Here is a 20,806-nt window from a genome sequence, read left to right as displayed (position 1 = left end):
CCCGCTCAACGTATGGCATGTCGCATTTTTACATCGCCCTAACACGTTTGGAGGAATTCATCATGACCGATTACCCACGCCCGCCTTTCCCCGAACAACCCCAAGAGCCGCCAGCACTTCAATCCAAAATGACACCCGTTCCGGACTGTGGCGAGCAGAGCTACAAGGGATCTGGTCGTCTGGCTGGTAAGGTTGCGCTCATCACCGGGGGAGACAGCGGCATCGGTCGTGCAGTAGCTATTGCCTTCGCTCGGGAAGGTGCCGATGTTGCCATTTCCTACCTGAACGAACATGAAGATGCCGAGGATACTGCGCGCTACGTGAAAGAAGCCGGACGCAAGGTTCTGCTACTGCCAGGCGATATCAGCAAGCGCCAGCAATGCCTGGATATCGTTCAGAAGACCGTGTCCGAGTTCGGCCGCATCGATGTACTCGTCAATAACGCCGCATTCCAGATGTCCCACGAGTCGCTGGAAGAGATTCCGGACGAAGAATGGGTGTACACGTTCGATACGAACATCACGGCCATGTTTCGTATCACCCAGGCAGCCGTCAAACACATGGGCAAAGGTGGTTCGATCATCAATACCACCTCTGTGAATTCGGACATGCCCAAGGCCACTCTGCTGCCCTATGCCACCACGAAGGGAGCGATTGCCAACTTCACGGCAGGTCTGGCTCAGCTCCTGGCCGAAAAAGGCATCCGCGCGAACAGCGTGGCACCCGGCCCGATCTGGACACCGCTGATTCCGTCCACCATGCCGCCTGAACAGGCCTCGCAGTTCGGTAGCCAGGTTCCACTGGGACGAGCAGGTCAACCGGCTGAACTTGCGCCTGTATATGTCATGCTGGCCTCTGATGAAGCCAGCTATGTGTCCGGCGCTCGCGTTGCGGTCACTGGCGGCAAGCCGATTCTGTAAAACCTACTGCGCCATGGTCGGCTACAAACCGGCCGACCGTGGCCAGACCCAAACATCTACATGCTCTTAATGACTCATGCGCCCTTGTGAGCGTACGGGATTGTTTTGCCTGCCTGTTCCTCATCTGTACTAAGGAGCACACATGGACTGGTACCCTCTTCGGTTATCTACCCCTATCCGTAGCCACATGTTCGGCGGTCACGCCATTGCTGAAATACTGGGTCGCCGCGGGCTGCCTGCCGGCCGTATTGCCGAGACATGGGAAGTCAGCGATGTCGAAGGCAGCATTGCAAATGTCACCGAGGGCTCGCTTGCCGGTCAATCGCTTCGTGATCTGGTGAAGCGTTATCCCACCGAGCTGGTGGGCCCGGGGTTTGACGGTCCCTATTTCCCCCTGCTCAGCAAGTTTATCGATGGCTGCGGCATGTTGCCGGTGCATTTGCATGCTGATGACGAAACCGCTCGCCGTCTCGAATGCCAGCCCAACGGCAAGACCGAAGCTTGGCATATCCTTTGGGCCGAGCCCGGTGCCACCGCACTGGTCGGAATCAAGCCGGGAATTGATCGCGATACCTTGCGCAGCGCCCTGATTGCCCAGGATTACGACGCCGTCATGCGGCGTCTGCCGGTCCGTGCAGGCGAAACCATCTATGTGCCTGGAGGCACGCTGCACAGCTTTGGCCCCGGTACGCTGATCTATGAGATCGAGCAGACTTCGGACATCCAACAACAGGCAATGCCCTGGCAAATGTCCGACGGCTCGCCGCTCAGCCATCAGGACTGGATTGCTGGTATCGATCAGCTGCTCGAAGAGTGCTATCTCGAACCCCAACCCGAATTCACACCCGGCTTCCGGCTGCCCCAAGGCAATGACATTGATCGCTTAATCTGTACTGCTAGCCCTTACTTTGCCTTGGAGCGCTGGCGTGTAGCCGGTGCGGGCGCCAAGCCCCTTACCTACCGTTTCAACAAGGCCACGCTGCTCAGCAACGTCGGCACACCCATCCGCATTCAGGCCGGTAACTGGTCTGGCGTCCTGGGTGCTGCCGAAACCCTTCTGCTGCCTGCCGCGCTAGGAGAAATTCAGTTAGCCGGACCGGCTGACGTCCTGTTCGGCTACGTACCTGACCTTGAGCAAGACATTCGGACGCCCTTGCGCGCTGCAGGCTACGGTGATCAAGCCTTTGCAGTGCTGGGCGCCACGCATTAACCCTTTTTCTAACCACTTGAAAGGAGGTCTTTATGTCCGACTATCCAACACCCCCCATGCCAGCCGAAACCCAGCCCTATCCGGGCTATGAAAGCCAGATGAATCCGCGTCCGGACTTTGGCGAACAGAGCTACAAAGGCTCCGGCCGCCTGAAAGGCAAAGCCGCACTCATTACCGGCGGTGACAGCGGTATCGGCCGCGCGGTGGCCCTGGCCTTTGCTCGCGAAGGTGCGGACGTTGCCATCTCCTACCTGAGCGAAGACGAGGACGCCCGTGAAACCGCCCGTCTCGTGACCGAAGCAGGCCGCAAGGCAATCCTGATTCCAGGAGACTTAAGCAAGCGTGAAAATTGCCTGGCCGTCGTGCAGAAAACCGTTGAAGCGTTTGGCCGTATCGACGTGCTGGTCAACAACGCCGCGTTCCAGATGACCCGCCAGTCGCTGGAAGAAATTCCGGATGAAGAGTGGGTGCAAACGTTCGATGTGAACATCACCGCCATGTTCCGCATTACCCAGGCGGCTGTGAAGCACATGCCCAAGGGCGGCTCCATCATCAATACCTCCTCGATCAATGCGGACATCGCGCCTCCTTCACTGCTGGCTTACTCCGCCACCAAAGGAGCAATCGCCAACTTCACGGCAGGTCTGGCGCAACTTCTGGCCGAAAAAGGTATTCGCGCAAACAGCGTGGCACCCGGACCGATCTGGACGCCGCTGATCCCCTGCACCATGCCAGCCGAACAGGTGGAAAGCTTCGGCAAGATGGCGCCGCTGGGTCGTCCTGGCCAGCCTGTCGAACTGGCGCCAGTCTATGTAATGCTGGCCTCGGATGAATCCAGCTACGTCTCCGGTGCCATGGTGCCTGTCACTGGCGGCTCGCCCGTGCTCTGATCGATCACGGCTGGGCTGTCTAACGGCCCAGCCGGCCTCTTACGCTGTTCTGTCATCTCTCCGCTTCATACTGCGCCTACCGTTTCGTTGAAAGCATGCTATTGCTTAAAGGATGAAGCGATCCGCTTGGTATGCCTCTCTGGCATGCATATCCCTCTGCACCTGGAAGCGCTAGATGATGCCTGTTCGCTCTTATGCTGCCCTGGGCCCTGTGGCCTTGTCCCTCCTGCTGACGGCCTGCTCTTCGGCCCCGACCCAACCGTTAGAGATCAACCTGGCCGTATTCAATGACTTTCACGGCTACCTGCAACCCGCCAGACTGACCTACCCTGACTCCACCGCACCCGACGGCAAACGCACAATCGAAGCGGGTGGTATAGAGGTGCTGGGTGGCGTTATCAACTATCTGCGTCAACAGGATCCAGAGCTACTGGTCGTTGCCAGCGGTGACCTCATCGGTGGCAGCCCACCCATCTCATCGCTCTGGGCGGACGAGCCCACCATCGAAGCCATGAACCTATTGGGGCTGCAACTCTCGGCGGTAGGTAATCATGAGCTGGACAACGGAAAGGATGAACTGCTGCGTATCATCAATGGCGGCTGCGCTTCCAACCGACCCCAGAAAGCCTGCCAGCTGCACAAAAACTATCAGGGGGCGCACTTTACCTACCTGGCTGCAAACCTGATCGATAACCAGACGGGTAAACCCGTGTTTCCGGCCTACCAGATCCTGGAAGCCCACGGACAAAAAATCGCATTCGTGGGTGCCGTGCTGAAAGACGTAGCCCGGATCGTCTCGCCGGCTGGCATGAACGGACTGAGCGCTCAGGACGAAGCCGATGCCATCAACGCCCAGATCCCTGCCCTCAAGGCCCAGGGTGTAGAGGCCATCATCGCAGTGATTCACCAGGGCGGAGGCACGAATGAATCCTACAACGCGCCAGACTGCACCCGCCTGCGCGGCCCTATCGTCGAGATTACCAAGCGCCTTGATCCGGCAGTCGATGTCGTTGCCAGTGCCCACACGCATCAGTCTTATACCTGTCACGTGGACAATCGCCTTGTCTTTCAGGGCGGCTCCTACGGGCAGTTCGTCAGCCATGTACGGCTCGGCATTAACCCCAAGACCCACGACATCGTCTCGGCCAGCAGCGAAAACCTGACCGTGGACGCCCATCGCTACACCCCCGATCCAGCGCTCGCCGCGCTGCGTCAGGAAGTTGAAAAGCGTAGCCAGCATGTGCTTCAGCGGCCTATCGCACGTATTGCTGTCCCCCAGATCACCCGCATGACCGATGCCAATGGCGAATCGACGCTAGGCGATCTCATTGCCGATGCCCAACTTCAGGCGACACGCAAGCTGGGCGCCCAGATTGCCCTCATGAACGCAGGCGGCATCCGCAGCAATCTGACTCTGGAGCCTGGCCAATCCAGGTTGACCTACGCCCAACTGGCCGCCAATCAGCCATTCGGCAATACCCTGACCTTGCTGACCTTGAGCGGTGCCCAGCTCTATCAGCTCATGGAGGAGCAATGGAGCAGTGACGACAGCGCCAGTCTGATGCAGGTTTCGGAAGGCTTCAGCTACCGCTGGAATCCGGCAGGCAAACCGGGCCAGAAAGTGGTTTCCGGAAGCATGAAGCTGAACGGACAGCCGATCCGGCTCGACCGGGATTACCGCATTACAGTGAACAACTTCATGGCCCAAGGAGGAGATGGACTCGAGACCCTCAAGCACGCCCGCCACGTACAGGAGACCGGCATTCTTGATGTCGATGCGCTTGAACACTATCTCGTTGAACGGGACACGTCCGGCAAGCCGGCCGGCCAAGCTAAACCTGCCGGACGTATTCAACGCTTGTAAGCGTGGCTGATATGACCCTTCTTAGCGCCATGCTATGTAACATGGCGCTTCATCTACGGACTGCAGCGGTAGTCCGCCTGCCCTTACTGGCTCGCATGCTCTCAGTGATAAAACTGATCAGCCAGCGCCTGCAAAAAAGTTAGCTAGGCATACAAATAACTGACTTAATAAGAACGTATCGCTCGAAAATCTGAAATATTTTGTTACTACTGTAGAGGCCAGCTCCGTTACTGAGGTTTCCTCCGATGAAAGATGACGACCGTAATAAGCCCGATTCCACCCTCGAGAAATCAAGACGCCGCTTCCTGATCGGAGCAGGTGTCGTCGGGTTAGGGCTAGGTTTGCCCGGTCTTGACCGCATGGGAATGGCTGAAGCTGCCGAGCGCAAGGCATTCGACCATTCACTGAAACGGCAAATCAAAAATGTCGTTGTGATCTACGCGGAAAACCGCAGCTTCAATAACCTGTTTGGCAATTTTCCTGGCGTCTCGAAGCCACTGTCTGCGGTCAACGCCAAGCATTTCCAGCAGAAGGACCGTAACGGACAGCCGCTACCGCACTTACCCAAGATCTGGGGTGGCCTGGTGCCTATGGCTCAGACCATTGACGGTCAGCAATACCTGATTACTGAAGATCAGATCAGTGGGCTTTCCAATGCACCCTTTCCTCTGAAGGATACTCAAGGCAAGCCGCTTAACCCGGGCTTGATCACTCGTGATCTCGTACATGCGTTCTACCAGAACCAGATGCAGATCAACGGCGGACGCAATGACGGCTTTGTCGCCTGGGGTGACTCCGGCGCACTGGTCATGGGTTACTACAGCCAGCCCGAGAAGTTGCGCTTGTGGAAACTGGCCCAGGAATTCACCCTCTGCGACAACTTCTTCATGGCTGCTTTTGGTGGCTCTTTCCTGAACCATCAGTTCCTGATCTCGGGTCGCGCGCCGTTCTACCCCAACCACACCACCAGCCCGGCAAAGGACAAGGTGGCGGTGCTTAAAGGGAAGAATCCGCTGGGCTATGAGTTGGCTCTGGCGGACAACTCTCCTGCTTCGGCCCTGGATGGACGTCCGGTATTCGTCAATCCGGGCGCGCTTAGCCCTGACGGCTATGCCATCAACACCATGCTGCCGCCCTATCAGCCCAGCCAGATTCCGCCGCCGGCAGGAGGCGACCCGGCCTTGTCCGACCCGACCAACCCGAGCGTACTGCCACCACAGACCCATGCCACCATTGGCGACCTGCTGTCAGCCAAGGGCGTGGACTGGGCTTGGTACTCGGGAGGCTGGCAGGCAGCGCTGGAGGGCAATGGCGCCGATACCCGGCTCCAGGCGCACCACCAGCCATTCAACTACTTCAAGCGCTTCGCTCCGGGCACGGCAGCACGCGAGCAGCACATCCGCGACGGCGGGATTGGCGATGATCCGAGCACCAACCGCTTTCTGGCAGACATTGATGCCGGTCGCCTGCCGCCTGTAACCTTCTACAAGCCCCAGGGCAGCCTCAACCTGCATGCCGGTTATGCCGATGTCGCTTCAGGCGATCAGCACATTGCCAAGGTTATCGAACATCTGCAGAAAGGCCCGCAATGGGAAAACACCGTAGTCGTCATTACGTTCGATGAGAACGGCGGCTGGTGGGATCACGTAGCACCGCCCAAGGGTGATCGCTGGGGTCCAGGCACACGTATTCCGGCCCTTGTCGTGTCACCTTTCGCACGCAAAGGACATGTCGATCACGACCTGTACGACACCACCTCAATCCTGCGCCTGATCACCCGGCTTCACGGCTTGCCGCCGCTCAAGGGTCTGGTGGAGCGCGACATCGCACGCGTCACCCACGGTCTCTCCCCCTTGGGCGATCTTACCGGCGCGTTGACGATCCGCTGATAGCAAAACGGCGAGCCCGAGGCTCGCCGTTTCATCAACGCGGAATATTGGGTTCTCGCCGGGGCTTTTTCTTGCCTTTGGCAAACGCCACCGCCTGACCTTCCTGCTTCTTGTCCCATCCCTTGCTGCCATCCGCTGCCCGCGGCGGTAAGCCAGTATGCTGAGTCAGCAGCGGCTTGCCTGCTTTTTTGCTACCCAGTGGCGTCGAATTCTTACGACGTGCACTTTGATAAGTACCATCCACAGCGGGCTGGAACGTGGGAATCAGGTGATGCTTGCCGTTACCGATCAAGTCGGCACGCCCCATATCCTTGAGCGCTTCACGCAGCATCGGCCAGTTGTTTGGGTCGTGATAGCGCAGGAACGCCTTGTGCAGGCGGCGCTGACGCTCCCCCTTCACGATCGGTACGCCATCGCTCTTGTAAGTTACCTTGCGCAGCGGATTCTTGCCCGAATGGTACATCGCAGTCGCGGTTGCCATTGGCGACGGATAGAACGCCTGTACCTGATCCGCCCGGAAGCCGTTACGCTTGAGCCAGAGCGCCAGGTTCATCATGTCTTCATCAGTCGTACCCGGATGCGCAGCGATGAAGTAAGGAATCAGGTACTGTTCCTTACCGGCTTCCTTCGTATACTTCTCGAACATCTGCTTGAAGCGATCGTAACTGCCGATGCCCGGTTTCATCATCTTGGAAAGCGGACCTTCCTCGGTGTGCTCCGGCGCAATCTTCAGGTAGCCCCCCACGTGATGGGTTACCAGCTCCTTTACGTACTCCGGCGACTCTACTGCCAGGTCATATCGCAAGCCCGACGCAATCAGGATCTTCTTCACACCCGGCAGGGCACGCGCAGAGCGATACAACTGGATCAGCGCCGAGTGGTCGGTATTCAGGTTTTCGCAGATACCCGGCCACACGCAGGACGGCTTGCGGCAATGCTTCTCGATTTCCGGGTCCTTGCACGCAATCCGGTACATGTTGGCCGTCGGGCCACCCAAGTCGGAAATAACCCCGGTAAACCCTGGCACTTTGTCGCGAATTTCCTCAATCTCTCGAATAATGGACTCTTCCGAACGGTTCTGGATAATGCGGCCTTCGTGCTCGGTAATGGAGCAGAAAGTGCAGCCGCCAAAACAGCCGCGCATGATGTTGACCGAGAAGCGGATCATCTCGTACGCAGGAATCCGCTCGCCTTTATAAGCAGGATGCGGAACACGGGCATAGGTCAGCCCGAAGACGTAGTCCATCTCTTCAGTGGTCAGCGGAATCGGCGGCGCATTGAGCCATACGTCCTGATCGCCATGACGCTGAACCAGCGCGCGGGCATTGCCCGGGTTGGTCTCCAGGTGCAGCACGCGGTTGGCGTGGGCATACAGGACCGGATCGCCCTTTACTTTCTCGAACGACGGCAGCCGAATGACCGTCTTGTCACGGGTAAGCTTCGGGCTGGGCAGCAGCTGAACAACCTTCGCTTCCTCAGGATCTTCCTGCGGCCCCTTGGACTGCTCAATGGCACACGCCTGCAAATCCTGTGTATTGACGTAGGGGTTGATGATCTTGTCGACCTTCCCCGGACGGTCAATACGCGTCGAGTCCAGCTCGAACCAACCTTCCGGCGTGTCCTTGCGGATAAACGCAGTGCCGCGAATATCGGTGATCGCCTGGATGGGTTCACCCGCAGCCAAGCGGTGAGCAATCTCCACGACTGCACGTTCGGCATTGCCGTATAGCAGAATATCCGCCTTTGCATCCATCAGGATGGAATGGCGTACCTTGTCCTGCCAGTAGTCGTAGTGAGCAATCCGGCGCAGTGATGCCTCGATACCGCCCAGGACAATCGGCACCCCCTTATAGGCTTCACGGCAACGCTGGCTGTAGACCATGCTGGCACGATCGGGACGCTTGCCGGCCAAACCGCCTGGTGTATAGGCGTCGTCGGAGCGAATCTTGCGATCGGCTGTATAGCGGTTGATCATCGAATCCATGTTGCCTGCCGCCACGCCAAAAAACAGGTTCGGCTTGCCAAGCTTCATAAAGTCGTCTTTGGACTGCCAGTCTGGCTGGGAGATAATCCCTACCCGAAAGCCTTGCGCTTCCAGAAGACGTCCAATGATAGCCATGCCAAAGGATGGATGATCCACATAGGCATCGCCTGTCACGACAATGATGTCGCAACTGTCCCAGCCGAGCAGGTCCATCTCCTCCCTGCTCATCGGCAGGAAAGGCGCAGGTCCAAAACACTCAGCCCAATATTTGGGATAGTCGAACAACGGCTTGGCAGCGAGCATGAAGGCTTCCGGGGATTAAAAGTGGTGCGGGAGGAGGTGCAAGAATAGCACAAAAAATAGCCAGTTAAGAGAGGCGAACCGCTATCCGTCGCCTGACAGCCGCATGGTTACTGGACTGCTGAGCTTGCCGAACGCGCGCATCCACGCCTGGATTACCACATGCAAGGCCAAGGCGCTTATAAAAAAGCCGCACAGGTGTGCGGCTTTTTTGCGCCCCCGACAACTTAGTCGTCGTCGAAGTTATAACTGCCGGGCGCCAAGTTCTCGAAACGGGTGTACTTGCCGATAAAGGCGAGTCGCACCGTACCGATAGGACCGTTACGCTGTTTACCGATAATGATTTCGGCTACACCCTTGTACTCGGTTTCAGGGTGATACACCTCATCCCGGTACACAAACATGATTACGTCGGCGTCCTGCTCGATCGCTCCGGATTCACGCAAGTCGGAGTTCACCGGGCGCTTGTTCGGCCGCTGTTCCAGCGAGCGGTTAAGCTGGGACAACGCAACCACCGGACAGTTGAACTCCTTGGCCAGCGCTTTGAGCGAGCGCGAAATTTCGGAAATCTCATTGGTCCGGTTTTCGCTGGCTGCCCCGCCAATCCGCATCAATTGCAGGTAGTCGACCATGATCAGCGCCAAGTCACCGTGTTCACGCACCAAACGCCGCGTACGTGCACGCATTTCCGACGGGCTGATACCTGCCGTGTCGTCGATAAACAGCTTGCGGTCATTTAGGAGGTTGACCGCTGAGGTCAGCCTTGGCCAGTCATCGTCCTCCAGCTTACCCGAGCGGACCTTGGTCTGATCGATTCGCCCAAGGGACGACAACATACGCATCACGATCGAATCAGCTGGCATTTCCAGTGAAAATACAAGCACGGCCTTGTCAGTACGCAGTACCGCATTTTCGACCAGGTTCATGGCAAAGGTCGTCTTACCCATCGAGGGACGTCCCGCCACGATAACCAGGTCCGACGGTTGAAGGCCGCTGGTTTTATCATCCAGATCCACGAATCCTGTGGAAACACCCGTAATGGCATTATCCGAGTTGAACAGGGTATCGATTCGATCAATGGCCTTGGTCAGGATGTCATTAACGCCAATCGGACCTCCTGTCTTGGGGCGGGCCTCGGCAATTTCGAAAATCTTGCGCTCCGCCTCATCAAGAAGCTCATTGGCGCCCCGACCTTCAGGGTTATAGGCACTGTCGGCAATGTCATTGCTGATGCCGATCAGCTGGCGCAGCGTGGCGCGCTCGCGCACGATCTGGCCATAGGCCTTGATGTTTGCAACAGAGGGGGTGTTTTTTGCCAGCTCACCCAGATAAGCCAGCCCCCCTACCTGGGGTAGTTGTCCTTCCTTGTCGAGCTGCTCGGATAACGTAACCACATCGAAAGGCTGGTTGCTTTCAGCCAGACGAGCAATGGCACGAAAGATCAGGCGATGGTCATGGCGATAGAAGTCGCCGTCCGATACCTGGTCCGAGACGCGTTCCCACGCATTGTTATCCAGCATCAAGCCACCCAGCACGGCCTGCTCGGCCTCGATGGAGTGCGGTGGCACCTTCAGCGCGGCAGTTTGCAAATCGTATTGTTCAGCGATGGCGATCTCATTCATGGCGTAGCGATTGGCACCGAAAGTTCGATCAGAGAAGACAGGCCTTCATGGCCTGAAAAAAAACGGGCACGTCATTACGAGAATGACGTGCCCGATTGTCGGCAGGCTTGCAGGTTCGTGCAAGCCCGCCAGTCAGTTGTCATGACCGCTTATTCAGCAACCACGACCACCTTGACGGTAGTTTCAACGTCGGTGTGCAGCTGCACATCTACGTCGAACTCGCCAACGTTACGCAGAGCGCCGTTGGGCAGACGAACTTCGCTCTTGTCCAGCTCAACGCCAGCAGCAGAAACAGCCTCGGCGATGTCGCGAGTACCGATAGAGCCGAACAGCTTGCCTTCGTCGCCAGAGTTGGCAGCGATGGTAACGGTCAGTTCGTTCAGCTTGGCAGCACGAGCTTCAGCAGAAGCCTTCTTATCGGCAGCCTGCTTCTCGAGCTCTGCACGACGTGCTTCGAACGCAGCAACGTTGTCAGCAGTAGCGGCAGTTGCCTTGCCCTGCGGCAGCAGGAAGTTACGAGCGTAACCGCCCTTGACGTTCACTTTATCGCCCAGGTTGCCCAGGTTGGCGATCTTTTCCAGCAGGATGACTTCCATTTGAGTCTTACCTCTTAACTTTTAACCTTCACCGTTCGTGGAGTCCTTGGGCGTATTGCCCAGGCGCCCACGAAAATCAAACAGACTGTCGACCACGGCTACGATCACCAACAACGGATAGATCAACTGCCCAAAGATCAGCAGTGTCACGTACAACCCCACCAGCCAGAACGTGGCCATGTGCTTCTGTCTTACCAGTCCGTGAATCAGGGCAACGCCAGCTATCGCCAGGGGTACACTGCACAGCGGTGTCAACATCCCAAGTCCCAGGTTGATGTTGGGTGCCAGTAGCATGACCAACAGCATTCCCAGTGCCAGGGCGGGCGGCAATCTCAGCACATGAAACTCACGCGCGAAACCGCCTGGGTTATACAGCGCAGCTTGCCAATAACGTCCCAACATCAGGCACAGCAGACAGACAATCTGGAAAAGACTCGCCATCAGACCGGTCAACACAGGCACCAGCATGTCATGCAGCTGGGCCTGCTTGGCTTCCGGCAAAGCATCCGGTGACTGACCCGCCATCTGAGGCAGAAGCTTTTGAATTTCCTCTGCCAAGAGGTTGATGGGCTCTGCGTAGACATGACCAATGGTCACAGCAAACGCCAGACCGACCAGGATGCTGGCGAGCAGGACACGCGGCCAGGAAACACTGCTGCGTAAAACCAGCGCCAGCGCCAGGGTACCGACGAATACGAGCGCAATGCTCGGATCCCCCAGATACCACCAGAACGCGGCCGGCAGCAATGCCCAGACCACTACACCTGCAGCGTCACTTGCGCCACGGCGCAGGACGACCAGACTCCCTGCTGCAGCGCTGAGCCAGTACAGAAATGGCACAACCGCTGCAATCACCACCGTAAGGGTGGCTTGCATGCGACCGCGCATGATGAAATCAGCAAGGGCTCGCATGCGAATTATCCGTTAGTTCGTGTCGATGCCCGGTCTCAACGGCCGTGGCTGTCGGTGTAGGGCAACAGGGCCAGATAACGAGCACGCTTGATGGCAGTACCCAGCTGACGCTGGTACTTGGCCTTGGTGCCAGTGATACGGCTCGGAACGATCTTGCCGGTTTCGGAGACGTAGGCTTTCAGGGTGTTCAGATCTTTGTAATCGATCTCTTTCACGCCTTCAGCGGTGAAACGGCAGAATTTACGACGACGGAAGAAACGTGCCATAACAATGATTCCTCAATAATCCAGGCTTACTCGGCGCTATCGTCGCCATCGACGTCAGCATTGTCGCTGCCATCGGCGGACTCGGACTCGGCAGGACGCTCGCGACGCTCACGGCGCTCGCTACGGTTCTCTTCGGCCTTGAGCATTTCAGACTGGCCGGTAACGGCTTCATCGCGACGGAGGATCATGTTACGGATCACGGCGTCGTTGTAACGGAAGTTGTCTTCCAGTTCAGCCAGTGCTTTGGCGCTGCACTCAATGTTCATCAGAACATAGTGAGCCTTGTGCACGTTGTCGATAGCGTAAGCCAGCTGACGACGGCCCCAATCTTCCAGACGATGAACCTTGCCACCGTCTTCTTCAATCGCTTTGGTGTAGCGCTCAACCATGCCGCCCACCTGTTCGCTCTGGTCAGGATGAACCAGAAACACAACTTCGTAATGACGCATAAATGCTCCTTACGGGTTATAGCCTGCCACATGATGCGGTCAGACAAGGAGTGAATGTTTCGTTTTGACTTGCCTGCAAGCGGAGGCCCGCTACAGGCAAGGGGCGGTATTCTAGAGAAGGGCACCGGGTGGCGCAAGGAAGATCACGAGCTAACCGGCTCGCCGGTACAACTATCTGACGGACAGATCATCGAGCAGCTGCCGGATCTTGAAAAGATCGTATGGCTTGAGCAGCGCCTTTACGTGTTTGAGTTCGTCGTCCTTGTCAAAGGCATAACCGGAAGCCACTACGACATGCAATCCGGGATAACGCTTGAGCGCCTGACGGCTCAGGTCCAGCCCTGACATGCCTCCAAGCCCGATATCTGTGAAAAGGACATCAAAGGTACTGCTCTGCAGCGCGTCCAGTGCCTCTTCGGCAGAAGCCACGGCCGTAACCTGATAGCCCAGCTCTTCCATCACCTCGCTAGTCAGGCTACGTAGCGTCAGGTCATCCTCGACCAGCAGAATATTCAATACCTTGTTACTTGCGGTTTCCTCCAACGCCATGTCCTCTTCTGTTACAGCTGTAGTAGGGGTGTGCTGTCTGTGCATACCGAGCATCATACGCACCTTTTGGGCTAACTCATCCCGACGATAGGGTTTACTGAGCAGGTTGCCTCCTGCCTCGAGCCGTCCACCCTGTATTACAGCGTCCTGTGTATAGCCCGAGGTAAACAGTACCTTCAAGGAAGGCCTGAGCGCCCCTGCTCTGCGTGCCAGCTCGGTGCTGCGTACCGGGCCCGGCATCACAATGTCTGTAAACAATAAATCTACAGGCGCCCCCTGCTCAAGCATTGTCAGGGCAGCCTGCCCATCACCGGCTTCCAGCACGTCATAGCCTAGCTCACTCAGCATATCCACCACGATGTGACGAACATCGGGGTCGTCTTCCACTACAAGGATACATTCGCTCCCACCTTCCTCAACCGACGGCAAGACCATAGAGCTATCGGCTGTATCGGTATTCGGTAGCGAGCGTGGCAGATAAAGAATGATCGATGTTCCCTTGCCCAAGGTACTGTTGATCAAGATATGTCCGCCACTCTGCTTCACGAAACCATAGACCATGGACAGGCCAAGCCCGGTGCCATGCTCTTCACGCTTGGTCGAGAAAAAGGGCTCGAAGGCTTGCGCCTTGACCTCTTCGGACATTCCGCGCCCGGTATCCGTGATGATCAGCTGCACGTACTCGCCTGGAATCAACTCGTCAGCGGCCTGCCACTGGTCCTGGGAAAGCAACACGTTGTGTAGCTCAACAGTGACATGCCCTTCATTAGCCATTGCTTCGCGGGCATTGAGTAACAGACTGACCAGCACGTTTTCCAGCTGACCTGCATCGACAAATATCGACCAGACATCAGGGTCAGCAAGCACAGTCAGCGTGATGGACTCGCCCAACGCCTGATGCAGCAAATCACTCATGCCATCCAGGAGACTCTTCGTATCGACTGACATTGGCTGCAGGGGCTGCCGCCGCGCAAAGGACAAGAGCTGAGAAGCAAGGCTTGCACCCCGCTCTACGGCTGTATTGGCCGCCTGTAGCCGACGCTGGCCAACCTCATCGCCTGCCAGTCGGGTTTTCAGCAACTGCAGGTTGCCTCCGATGATCTGTAGGACGTTATTGAAATCATGGGCAACGCCCCCCGTCAGTTTGGCAACGGCTTCCAGCTTTTGCGCCTGAACCATAGCGGCCTGTCGCTCATCTTCACTGCGTTTGAGCTCGCGCGTCCGCGCCTGCACCAGATCTTCAAGGTGCAGCCGGTAATTGGCCAGCTCGGTTTCCGCCCGCTTCTGCTGGGTGACATCGTTACCCTGGATAAAAAGCCCTGCCACCTGCCCGTTATCAATAATCGGCTGCAGGATGAAATCTACATAGATTTCGTTAGAAGGCCCCAAGGCGGTACGTTGAATATCCAGGCGAACGCCGCGTCCGGAAAACGTTTTGAGAGAGACCAGAGCCTCATCAAATAACCTGAGAGCACCTTGCTCTACCAATTCGGGAAAGACAGTACGAAGAGGATGACCGACAACGTCTCCTCGCGCTACAAGGTGCAGAAACGCATCGTTAGCCAGCTCAAACACATGGTCAGGCCCGCTCAAGACACAGATGAAACCCGGCGCCTGCTGAAACAGCCGTCTCAGCTGGGCCCCTTCATCCTGCAAGGCTTTCGCTCGATTGATCAGTCGCTGCCCCAGTTGAATGTTCGTCGATGTCAGGCTGGGAGAACGAACTACATCGGCACGCATGGCCTGGAGTTCACTGATATCCGTAGCGTGCTGGAGGATATGCTGCAATCGACCTTCAGCATCGAAGAGTGGCGTATGCGTAACACTCCAGACATGGTCTTCAAACACTACCCCCCTGGCACTGCTACGCGGTATCGCGTAACGAATGACAGGGAGGGCATCTTCCTGCCTGAGCGTAACAGCTCGCTCGATGGAAGCTTTCAGGGCCTGCTGCGATGGCACATTGCCCTGCAACGGATCGACAGGAAAGGCCTCGAACAAATGGACCCCAAGCAACTCCTGACGCTGCCGCCCCACGGCCCTTAGGTACGCCTCGTTGGCGTCCACGACGGTCAAAGCGCTGTTCAGCAGAACATACGAATTCGGCGAAGCCCTGAAAATGCTTTCAAAATCGAGCATGTAACCTAACTACTTTCAGCGGGCGAGCCGATCCCTCTAGCGAGAACGACGTTGACGAACGGCTTCGAACAGGCAAACCCCTGTCGCTACGGAGACGTTCAAACTGCTGACACTACCGGACATAGGCAAACGCACCAGAAAATCGCACAGCTCACGTGTCAATCGGCGCATTCCCTTGCCCTCTGCACCCATGACGAGAACGGTCGGCCCGGTCATGTCTACATCATAGACATCCTGCTCTGCTTCTCCTGCCGTACCCACAACCCACAGCCCTCGCTTCTTGAGCTTTTCCAGCGTACGCGCCAGATTGGTAACCGCTACCAATGGAATAACCTCAGCGGCACCACACGCTACCTTACGAACCGTAGCATTCAGACTGGCTGACTTGTCCTTGGGTATGATGACCGCCTGAACACCTGCCGCGTCGGCTGTACGCAGGCAGGCCCCCAGGTTATGCGGATCCGTCACCCCATCCAGCATCAGAAGCAGTGGCGGGCCTTCGGCTCTATCCAAAAGTTCTTCAAGCATCGCCTCGCCCCAGATCTGGCTCGGACTTACATGCGCCACGATCCCCTGATGCACACCGTCCACCTGCTCGTCGAGCGATTGACGGCTATGGGTCTGCACCGGCACACGTGCAGCATCGGCCAATGTGACCACTGCCTGTATGCGCGGTTCCTGACGACCTTCGGCTATCCATAGTTGCTTCACCCGCTTTGGATGATGACGCAACAACGCTTCTACGGCATGGATGCCATAGACCATTTCCCACTGACTCATGACTTGACCTTACGTTTACGGACTTCACCAGAAGCCGCCTGTGTCTTGGCCTTGGAAGGCCCCTTGCGATGTTTGCTCGGCTTCGTTGCCTTGGCCGATTTAGCTGGCTTGCCGGGTTTAGCGCTGTCTGCTTTTTTGCCTTTCTTTGCTGGCGTGCGCGCCGGGGCGGCCTCCTGTCTGGCAGGTTGCGCCCTGGCGGGCTTTTCTCCACCGGTCTTGGCCTCATCCAGCAGGGCGCGCTTGACTGCACGACTGCGCTTGACATCCGTATTGCCCAGCAACACTTCTGCCTGCTTGAGCAATTCAGGCGAGACCTCGATCCCTACTGCTGAATTCTGGGCAGGTACCTGGGTTTTCTCGCGCTTTCGAGACTTATCTCTTGAGGACTTGGCATCGCCTCGCTGGCGACGACCTGCCGGAGCCGATTGTGCCGTCTCGGACAGCTCGAAGTCGATCTTGCGCTCATCCAGATCCACACGCGCCACCACGATTTCGACCAAGTCACCCAGCCGATAACTGCGCCCGCTACGCTCACCTGAAAGCCGATGGTGTACGGCATCGAAATGATAATAGTCGCTTGGCAGCGCCGTGACGTGAACAAGCCCCTCGACGTAGATATCGCTCAGCTCGACAAACACGCCAAATCCCGTCACAGCGGTGATGACACCCGGGTACGTCTCGCCGACCCGATCACGCATGTACTCGCACTTGAGCCAGTTCGCAACGTCTCGCGTAGCTTCGTCGGCACGGCGTTCGGTCATGGAGCACTGCTCACCCAGCTGATCCAGCTGCGCCTCATCATACGGATAGATACGCGACTTGGGCATGGCAGCGGCGCCGGCACGCTTCACATGCCGTGTTTCAAGCTTGGAACGAATGACGCTGCGAATTGCACGGTGAACCAATAGGTCCGGATAACGCCGAATGGGCGATGTGAAGTGTGTATAGGCTTCGTAATTGAGACCAAAATGTCCCTCATTGTCCGGGCTGTAAACCGCTTGGCTCAGTGAGCGCAGCATTACCGTCTGGATCAGACGGTAATCGGGACGGTCATGAACGGCTTTGAGTAGCGCCTGGTAGTCTTTGGGCGTCGGTGTAGCCTTGCCCTTCGTCAAAGTCAGGCCGATCTCACCCAGGAACTGCCGCAACTTGGTCTGTTTCTCAAGCGGCGGCGCATCGTGAACCCGGTACAGGGCTGGAATGCTGTGCTTCTCGAGAAACTTGGCTGTCGCTACGTTCGCGCACAGCATGCATTCTTCGATCAGCTTGTGGGCGTCGTTACGCTGAGTAGGCCGGATTTCCGAAATCTTCTTGTCGGCACCAAAGACGATTCGCGTCTCCTGTGTCTCGAAATCGATAGCACCCCGCTCCTGCCGGGTAATCACGAGCACCTTATATAAGGCATACAGTTCCTGGATATGCGGCACCAGCTGCGGCAGCTGCTCACGGAACTGCTGCGCCTCAGTGCTTTCCGGCGTTTCCAGTAACTGACTGACCCGGGTATAGGTCAGGCGCGCATGGGAGTGGATCACCGCCTCGTAGAACTGATAGCCCGTAAGCTTGCCCGTAGCCGAGATGGTCATCTCGCATACCATGGCCAGGCGATCCACCAAGGGGTTCAGGGAGCACAGCCCATTGGACAATATCTCAGGCAGCATGGGCACTACGCGCCCCGGGAAATATACCGAGTTGCCCCGGCGTGCGGCCTCGGTGTCTAGCGCAGAGCCGACCTTCACATAATGAGACACGTCTGCAATCGCGACGAAGAGCCGCCAGCCTCCGGACTTTTTCTTCTCGGCATAGACCGCGTCATCAAAGTCACGCGCATCTTCACCGTCAATTGTCACGAACGGTACGTTGCGCAGATCGACCCGCTTTTCCTTATCTTTCTCAGAGACTTCAGGCTTGAGCTTGGCCGCCTCTTTCTCTACATCGGCCGGCCACTCATGGGGAATATCGTAGCTGCGCAATGCCACTTCGATTTCCATCCCCGGCGCGAGGTAATCACCCAGCACCTCAACCACCTCGCCCTGAGCCTGGCGATGAGTGGTAGGCCAGTCGGTGATATGAACCTGAACAAACTGCCCATGCTGCGCTCCGCCATGCTTGCCGGCGGGGACCAGCACCTGCTGTTGGATCCTGGGGCTGTCCGCCACTACATACGCGATGCCGCTCTCTTCAAAGAACCGGCCGACCACGCTCTCATGGGCACGGTGTACGACTTCGACCAGAGCACCTTCACGGCGGCCTCGACGATCCAGACCGGACACACGCGCCAGCGCCTTGTCACCATCGAACACGAGCCGCATTTGCGCAGGGCTCAGGAAAAGGTCATCACTGCCGTCGTCCGGGATAAGAAAGCCAAAGCCGTCACGGTGACCGCTGACTCGCCCACAGACAAGATCGAGCTTATCAACGGGGGCGTAAGCTCCGCGACGCGTATAAAGAAGCTGCCCGTCCCGCTCCATGGCGCGAAGGCGACGACGCAATGCTTCAAACTGATCCTCTTCCGTCAAGCCGAACTCTTCTATCAGCTGCGTGCGCGAGGCAGGACCGCCCCGCTGCGCCAGATGCGACAGGATAAGCTCGCGACTTGGAACAGGGTTTTCGTATTTTTCCGCTTCTCTAGCGGCCTCGGGATCGAGGGATTGCCAATCGGCCATCAGTTTAGAGTTACCTTTTGTCTGGTTAAGAGCTCTCTATATATTGAAGCTCGAAAATGCCTTAAAGGTTAGTCTTCGAAAAATAATAAAAATTTTCCACTTCAAGGGTTTACAGGTTTAAAAAAGCCTCGTATAGTTCGCGCCACAGCAACGGCAACAACGTTGCTAACGCGAAATACGATGAGATCATCGCATATCGCAGAGTGCCCAGGTGGCGGAATTGGTAGACGCACTAGGTTCAGGTCCTAGCGGTGGCAACACCGTGGAAGTTCGAGTCTTCTCCTGGGCACCACTTTACAGACAACCGAGCTAAATAGCTCGGTTTTGTCGTTTCTGGGGTTATGCTTTTTAATTCCCTCCCCTTCTCAGTTGCTTTTACTGGCGCCTATAAAAAAGGGCCGCCTAAGCGACCCTCCCTTCTATCTACCCGATCAGATCAGGCAAACGGATGACGAAGCGTAATCGTTTCGTTGCGGTCAGGGCCTGTCGAGATAATATCGATAGGCGCACCAACCAGCTCTTGAATACGCGCAATATAAGCACGCGCATTTGCAGGCAGCTCATCCATGCTGCGAGCACCTACGGTAGACTCGGACCAGCCTGGCATTTCCTCATAGATAGGCTCCAAACCGATATAGCTATCAGCATCGGTCGGCGCTTCGGTCAGCTCACCTTCGGCATTACGATAACCTACACAGATACGCACGGTTTCCAGACCATCGAGAACGTCCAGCTTGGTCAGGCATAGACCAGAAATGCTGTTTACCTCGATAGAGCGACGCAGGATGACTGCATCGAACCAACCACAACGACGCGGACGACCTGTTACCGAACCAAACTCATGACCTTTCTTGGCCAGATAAGCGCCAGTCTCGTCAAACAGTTCCGTTGGGAACGGACCGGAACCTACACGCGTGGTATAGGCCTTGGTGATTCCAAGGATGTAATCCAGGTACAAAGGCCCTACGCCAGAACCCGTCGCTACACCGCCTGCCGTGGTGTTAGAACTGGTAACAAATGGATAAGTACCGTGATCGATATCCAGCAGCGTACCCTGAGCCCCTTCGAACATGATGTTCTCGCCGGCTCTACGCAGCTCGTGCAAACGCGACACTACATCCAACATCAGCGGCTTGAGTACCTTGGCGTGCTCCATTGCATCATCATAGGTCTTCTGGAAATCAACAGGCTGCTCGTTGAAGAAGTTCTGCAGCACAAAGTTATGATACTCCAGCACTTCACGCAGCTTTTGAGCGAAGCGCTCAGGATGGAACAGATCACCTACGCGCAAGCCGCGACGGGCAATCTTGTCTTCATAAGCCGGGCCGATTCCACGACCGGTCGTTCCGATCTTGGCATCACCTCGGGCCTTTTCGCGCGCCTGATCAAGCGCCACGTGATAAGGCAGAATCAATTGGCAGGCCGAACTGATACGCAGTCGCTCACGAACCGGAACGCCTCTCGCCTCAAGCTCGGCAACTTCCTTGAACAAGGCGTCCGGCGCCAGCACCACGCCGTTACCGATCAGGCACTGCGTGTCGGCACGCAAAATACCGGACGGAATCAATCGCAGAATGGTTTTTTCACCATCGATAACCAATGTATGCCCAGCATTGTGGCCACCTTGGTAACGAACAACCGCTGCCGCCTGATCAGTCAACAGATCGACAATTTTGCCTTTGCCCTCATCACCCCATTGGGTGCCCAGGACGACGACATTCTTACCCATAACCTTTCCCCTATAGGAATCTCTGGAGCCGGCTAACCCGGCGA

Annotated in this window: 15 protein-coding genes and 1 tRNA gene; 6 read left to right on the top strand and 10 right to left on the bottom strand. The window is 56.9% G+C overall.

Annotation, left to right across the window (positions count from 1 at the left end):
• Window positions 1-59 precede the first annotated feature (59 nt).
• The 5 genes from B3729_RS14985 to B3729_RS14965 all read left to right on the top strand — a co-directional run bounded on the left by B3729_RS14985 (window position 60) and on the right by B3729_RS14965 (window position 6,773).
• Window positions 60-920, top strand: a complete 861-nt coding sequence (locus B3729_RS14985) for an SDR family oxidoreductase (protein ID WP_112297618.1) — start codon at window positions 60-62, stop codon at window positions 918-920.
• A 142-nt stretch (window positions 921-1,062) separates the two neighbouring features.
• Entirely contained in the window at window positions 1,063-2,130 is a 1,068-nt protein-coding gene (locus B3729_RS14980; RefSeq protein ID WP_150348088.1) for a class I mannose-6-phosphate isomerase, read from the top strand.
• Window positions 2,131-2,162: 32 nt separating this feature from the next.
• Entirely contained in the window at window positions 2,163-3,020 is an 858-nt protein-coding gene (locus B3729_RS14975) for an SDR family oxidoreductase (RefSeq protein WP_286788272.1), read from the top strand.
• A 175-nt stretch (window positions 3,021-3,195) separates the two neighbouring features.
• Window positions 3,196-4,884 (top strand): bifunctional metallophosphatase/5'-nucleotidase, encoded by a 1,689-nt coding sequence (locus B3729_RS14970; protein ID WP_286788271.1) that lies wholly within the window; start codon window positions 3,196-3,198, stop codon window positions 4,882-4,884.
• A 245-nt stretch (window positions 4,885-5,129) separates the two neighbouring features.
• On the top strand, window positions 5,130-6,773 hold the full coding sequence (locus tag B3729_RS14965) for an acid phosphatase (RefSeq protein ID WP_286788270.1): 1,644 nt from the start codon (window positions 5,130-5,132) through the stop codon (window positions 6,771-6,773).
• Window positions 6,774-6,807: 34 nt separating this feature from the next.
• Here the strand turns inward: B3729_RS14965 and B3729_RS14960 are convergent, their stop codons facing one another.
• The 9 genes from B3729_RS14960 to rnr form a co-directional block, all read right to left on the bottom strand.
• Window positions 6,808-9,060, bottom strand: a complete 2,253-nt coding sequence (locus B3729_RS14960; RefSeq protein ID WP_010796934.1) for a YgiQ family radical SAM protein — start codon at window positions 9,058-9,060, stop codon at window positions 6,808-6,810.
• 224 nt (window positions 9,061-9,284) lie between these two features.
• A complete protein-coding gene (dnaB, locus tag B3729_RS14955; protein ID WP_010796933.1) occupies window positions 9,285-10,679 on the bottom strand; it encodes a replicative DNA helicase in 1,395 nt (464 codons plus the stop codon).
• A 149-nt stretch (window positions 10,680-10,828) separates the two neighbouring features.
• Window positions 10,829-11,275, bottom strand: coding sequence for a 50S ribosomal protein L9 (gene rplI, locus B3729_RS14950; protein WP_010796932.1), 447 nt, complete (start codon window positions 11,273-11,275; stop codon window positions 10,829-10,831).
• A gap of 21 nt (window positions 11,276-11,296) precedes the next feature.
• Window positions 11,297-12,187, bottom strand: coding sequence for a hypothetical protein (locus B3729_RS14945; protein ID WP_286788269.1), 891 nt, complete (start codon window positions 12,185-12,187; stop codon window positions 11,297-11,299).
• 35 nt (window positions 12,188-12,222) lie between these two features.
• Entirely contained in the window at window positions 12,223-12,453 is a 231-nt protein-coding gene (rpsR, locus tag B3729_RS14940) for a 30S ribosomal protein S18 (protein ID WP_007161145.1), read from the bottom strand.
• A 26-nt stretch (window positions 12,454-12,479) separates the two neighbouring features.
• Complete coding sequence (rpsF, locus tag B3729_RS14935) at window positions 12,480-12,902, bottom strand: 30S ribosomal protein S6 (protein ID WP_010796930.1); 423 nt, start codon at window positions 12,900-12,902, stop codon at window positions 12,480-12,482.
• A 171-nt stretch (window positions 12,903-13,073) separates the two neighbouring features.
• On the bottom strand, window positions 13,074-15,590 hold the full coding sequence (locus B3729_RS14930) for a hybrid sensor histidine kinase/response regulator (RefSeq protein WP_286788268.1): 2,517 nt from the start codon (window positions 15,588-15,590) through the stop codon (window positions 13,074-13,076).
• A 36-nt stretch (window positions 15,591-15,626) separates the two neighbouring features.
• Window positions 15,627-16,370, bottom strand: a complete 744-nt coding sequence (gene rlmB, locus B3729_RS14925) for a 23S rRNA (guanosine(2251)-2'-O)-methyltransferase RlmB (protein ID WP_010796928.1) — start codon at window positions 16,368-16,370, stop codon at window positions 15,627-15,629.
• Complete coding sequence (gene rnr, locus B3729_RS14920; protein ID WP_286788267.1) at window positions 16,367-19,033, bottom strand: ribonuclease R; 2,667 nt, start codon at window positions 19,031-19,033, stop codon at window positions 16,367-16,369. Before rnr ends, rlmB begins: the two co-directional genes overlap by 4 nt.
• 205 nt (window positions 19,034-19,238) lie before the next feature.
• On the opposite strand from rnr, the gene B3729_RS14915 reads away from it, so the two are divergent.
• Window positions 19,239-19,325: transfer RNA gene (locus B3729_RS14915), tRNA-Leu, on the top strand.
• Window positions 19,326-19,469: 144 nt separating this feature from the next.
• Here the strand turns inward: B3729_RS14915 and B3729_RS14910 are convergent.
• Complete coding sequence (locus B3729_RS14910; RefSeq protein ID WP_010796926.1) at window positions 19,470-20,762, bottom strand: adenylosuccinate synthase; 1,293 nt, start codon at window positions 20,760-20,762, stop codon at window positions 19,470-19,472.
• Window positions 20,763-20,806: the final 44 nt, after the last annotated feature.

The organism is Pseudomonas sp. UBA3149, assembly GCF_002364655.1.
Classification (GTDB): domain Bacteria; phylum Pseudomonadota; class Gammaproteobacteria; order Pseudomonadales; family Pseudomonadaceae; genus Chryseomonas; species Chryseomonas luteola.
The sequence above is the reverse complement of the archived record's forward strand: the minus strand, read 5'-3'. Positions and strand labels throughout refer to the sequence as shown.

What these genes read in the sequence shown, in the direction of transcription:
- rnr (WP_286788267.1), bottom strand. Translation starts at nt 19,033, where the DNA reads ATGGCCGATTGGCAATCCCTCGATCCCGAGGCCGCTAGAGAAGCGGAA.
- B3729_RS14910 (WP_010796926.1), bottom strand. Translation starts at nt 20,762, where the DNA reads ATGGGTAAGAATGTCGTCGTCCTGGGCACCCAATGGGGTGATGAGGGC.
- B3729_RS14930 (WP_286788268.1), bottom strand. Translation starts at nt 15,590, where the DNA reads ATGCTCGATTTTGAAAGCATTTTCAGGGCTTCGCCGAATTCGTATGTT.
- rlmB (WP_010796928.1), bottom strand. Translation starts at nt 16,370, where the DNA reads ATGAGTCAGTGGGAAATGGTCTATGGCATCCATGCCGTAGAAGCGTTG.
- rplI (WP_010796932.1), bottom strand. Translation starts at nt 11,275, where the DNA reads ATGGAAGTCATCCTGCTGGAAAAGATCGCCAACCTGGGCAACCTGGGC.
- dnaB (WP_010796933.1), bottom strand. Translation starts at nt 10,679, where the DNA reads ATGAATGAGATCGCCATCGCTGAACAATACGATTTGCAAACTGCCGCG.
- rpsR (WP_007161145.1), bottom strand. Translation starts at nt 12,453, where the DNA reads ATGGCACGTTTCTTCCGTCGTCGTAAATTCTGCCGTTTCACCGCTGAA.
- B3729_RS14945 (WP_286788269.1), bottom strand. Translation starts at nt 12,187, where the DNA reads ATGCGAGCCCTTGCTGATTTCATCATGCGCGGTCGCATGCAAGCCACC.
- B3729_RS14980 (WP_150348088.1), top strand. Translation starts at nt 1,063, where the DNA reads ATGGACTGGTACCCTCTTCGGTTATCTACCCCTATCCGTAGCCACATG.
- rpsF (WP_010796930.1), bottom strand. Translation starts at nt 12,902, where the DNA reads ATGCGTCATTACGAAGTTGTGTTTCTGGTTCATCCTGACCAGAGCGAA.
- B3729_RS14960 (WP_010796934.1), bottom strand. Translation starts at nt 9,060, where the DNA reads ATGCTCGCTGCCAAGCCGTTGTTCGACTATCCCAAATATTGGGCTGAG.
- B3729_RS14965 (WP_286788270.1), top strand. Translation starts at nt 5,130, where the DNA reads ATGAAAGATGACGACCGTAATAAGCCCGATTCCACCCTCGAGAAATCA.
- B3729_RS14970 (WP_286788271.1), top strand. Translation starts at nt 3,196, where the DNA reads ATGATGCCTGTTCGCTCTTATGCTGCCCTGGGCCCTGTGGCCTTGTCC.
- B3729_RS14975 (WP_286788272.1), top strand. Translation starts at nt 2,163, where the DNA reads ATGTCCGACTATCCAACACCCCCCATGCCAGCCGAAACCCAGCCCTAT.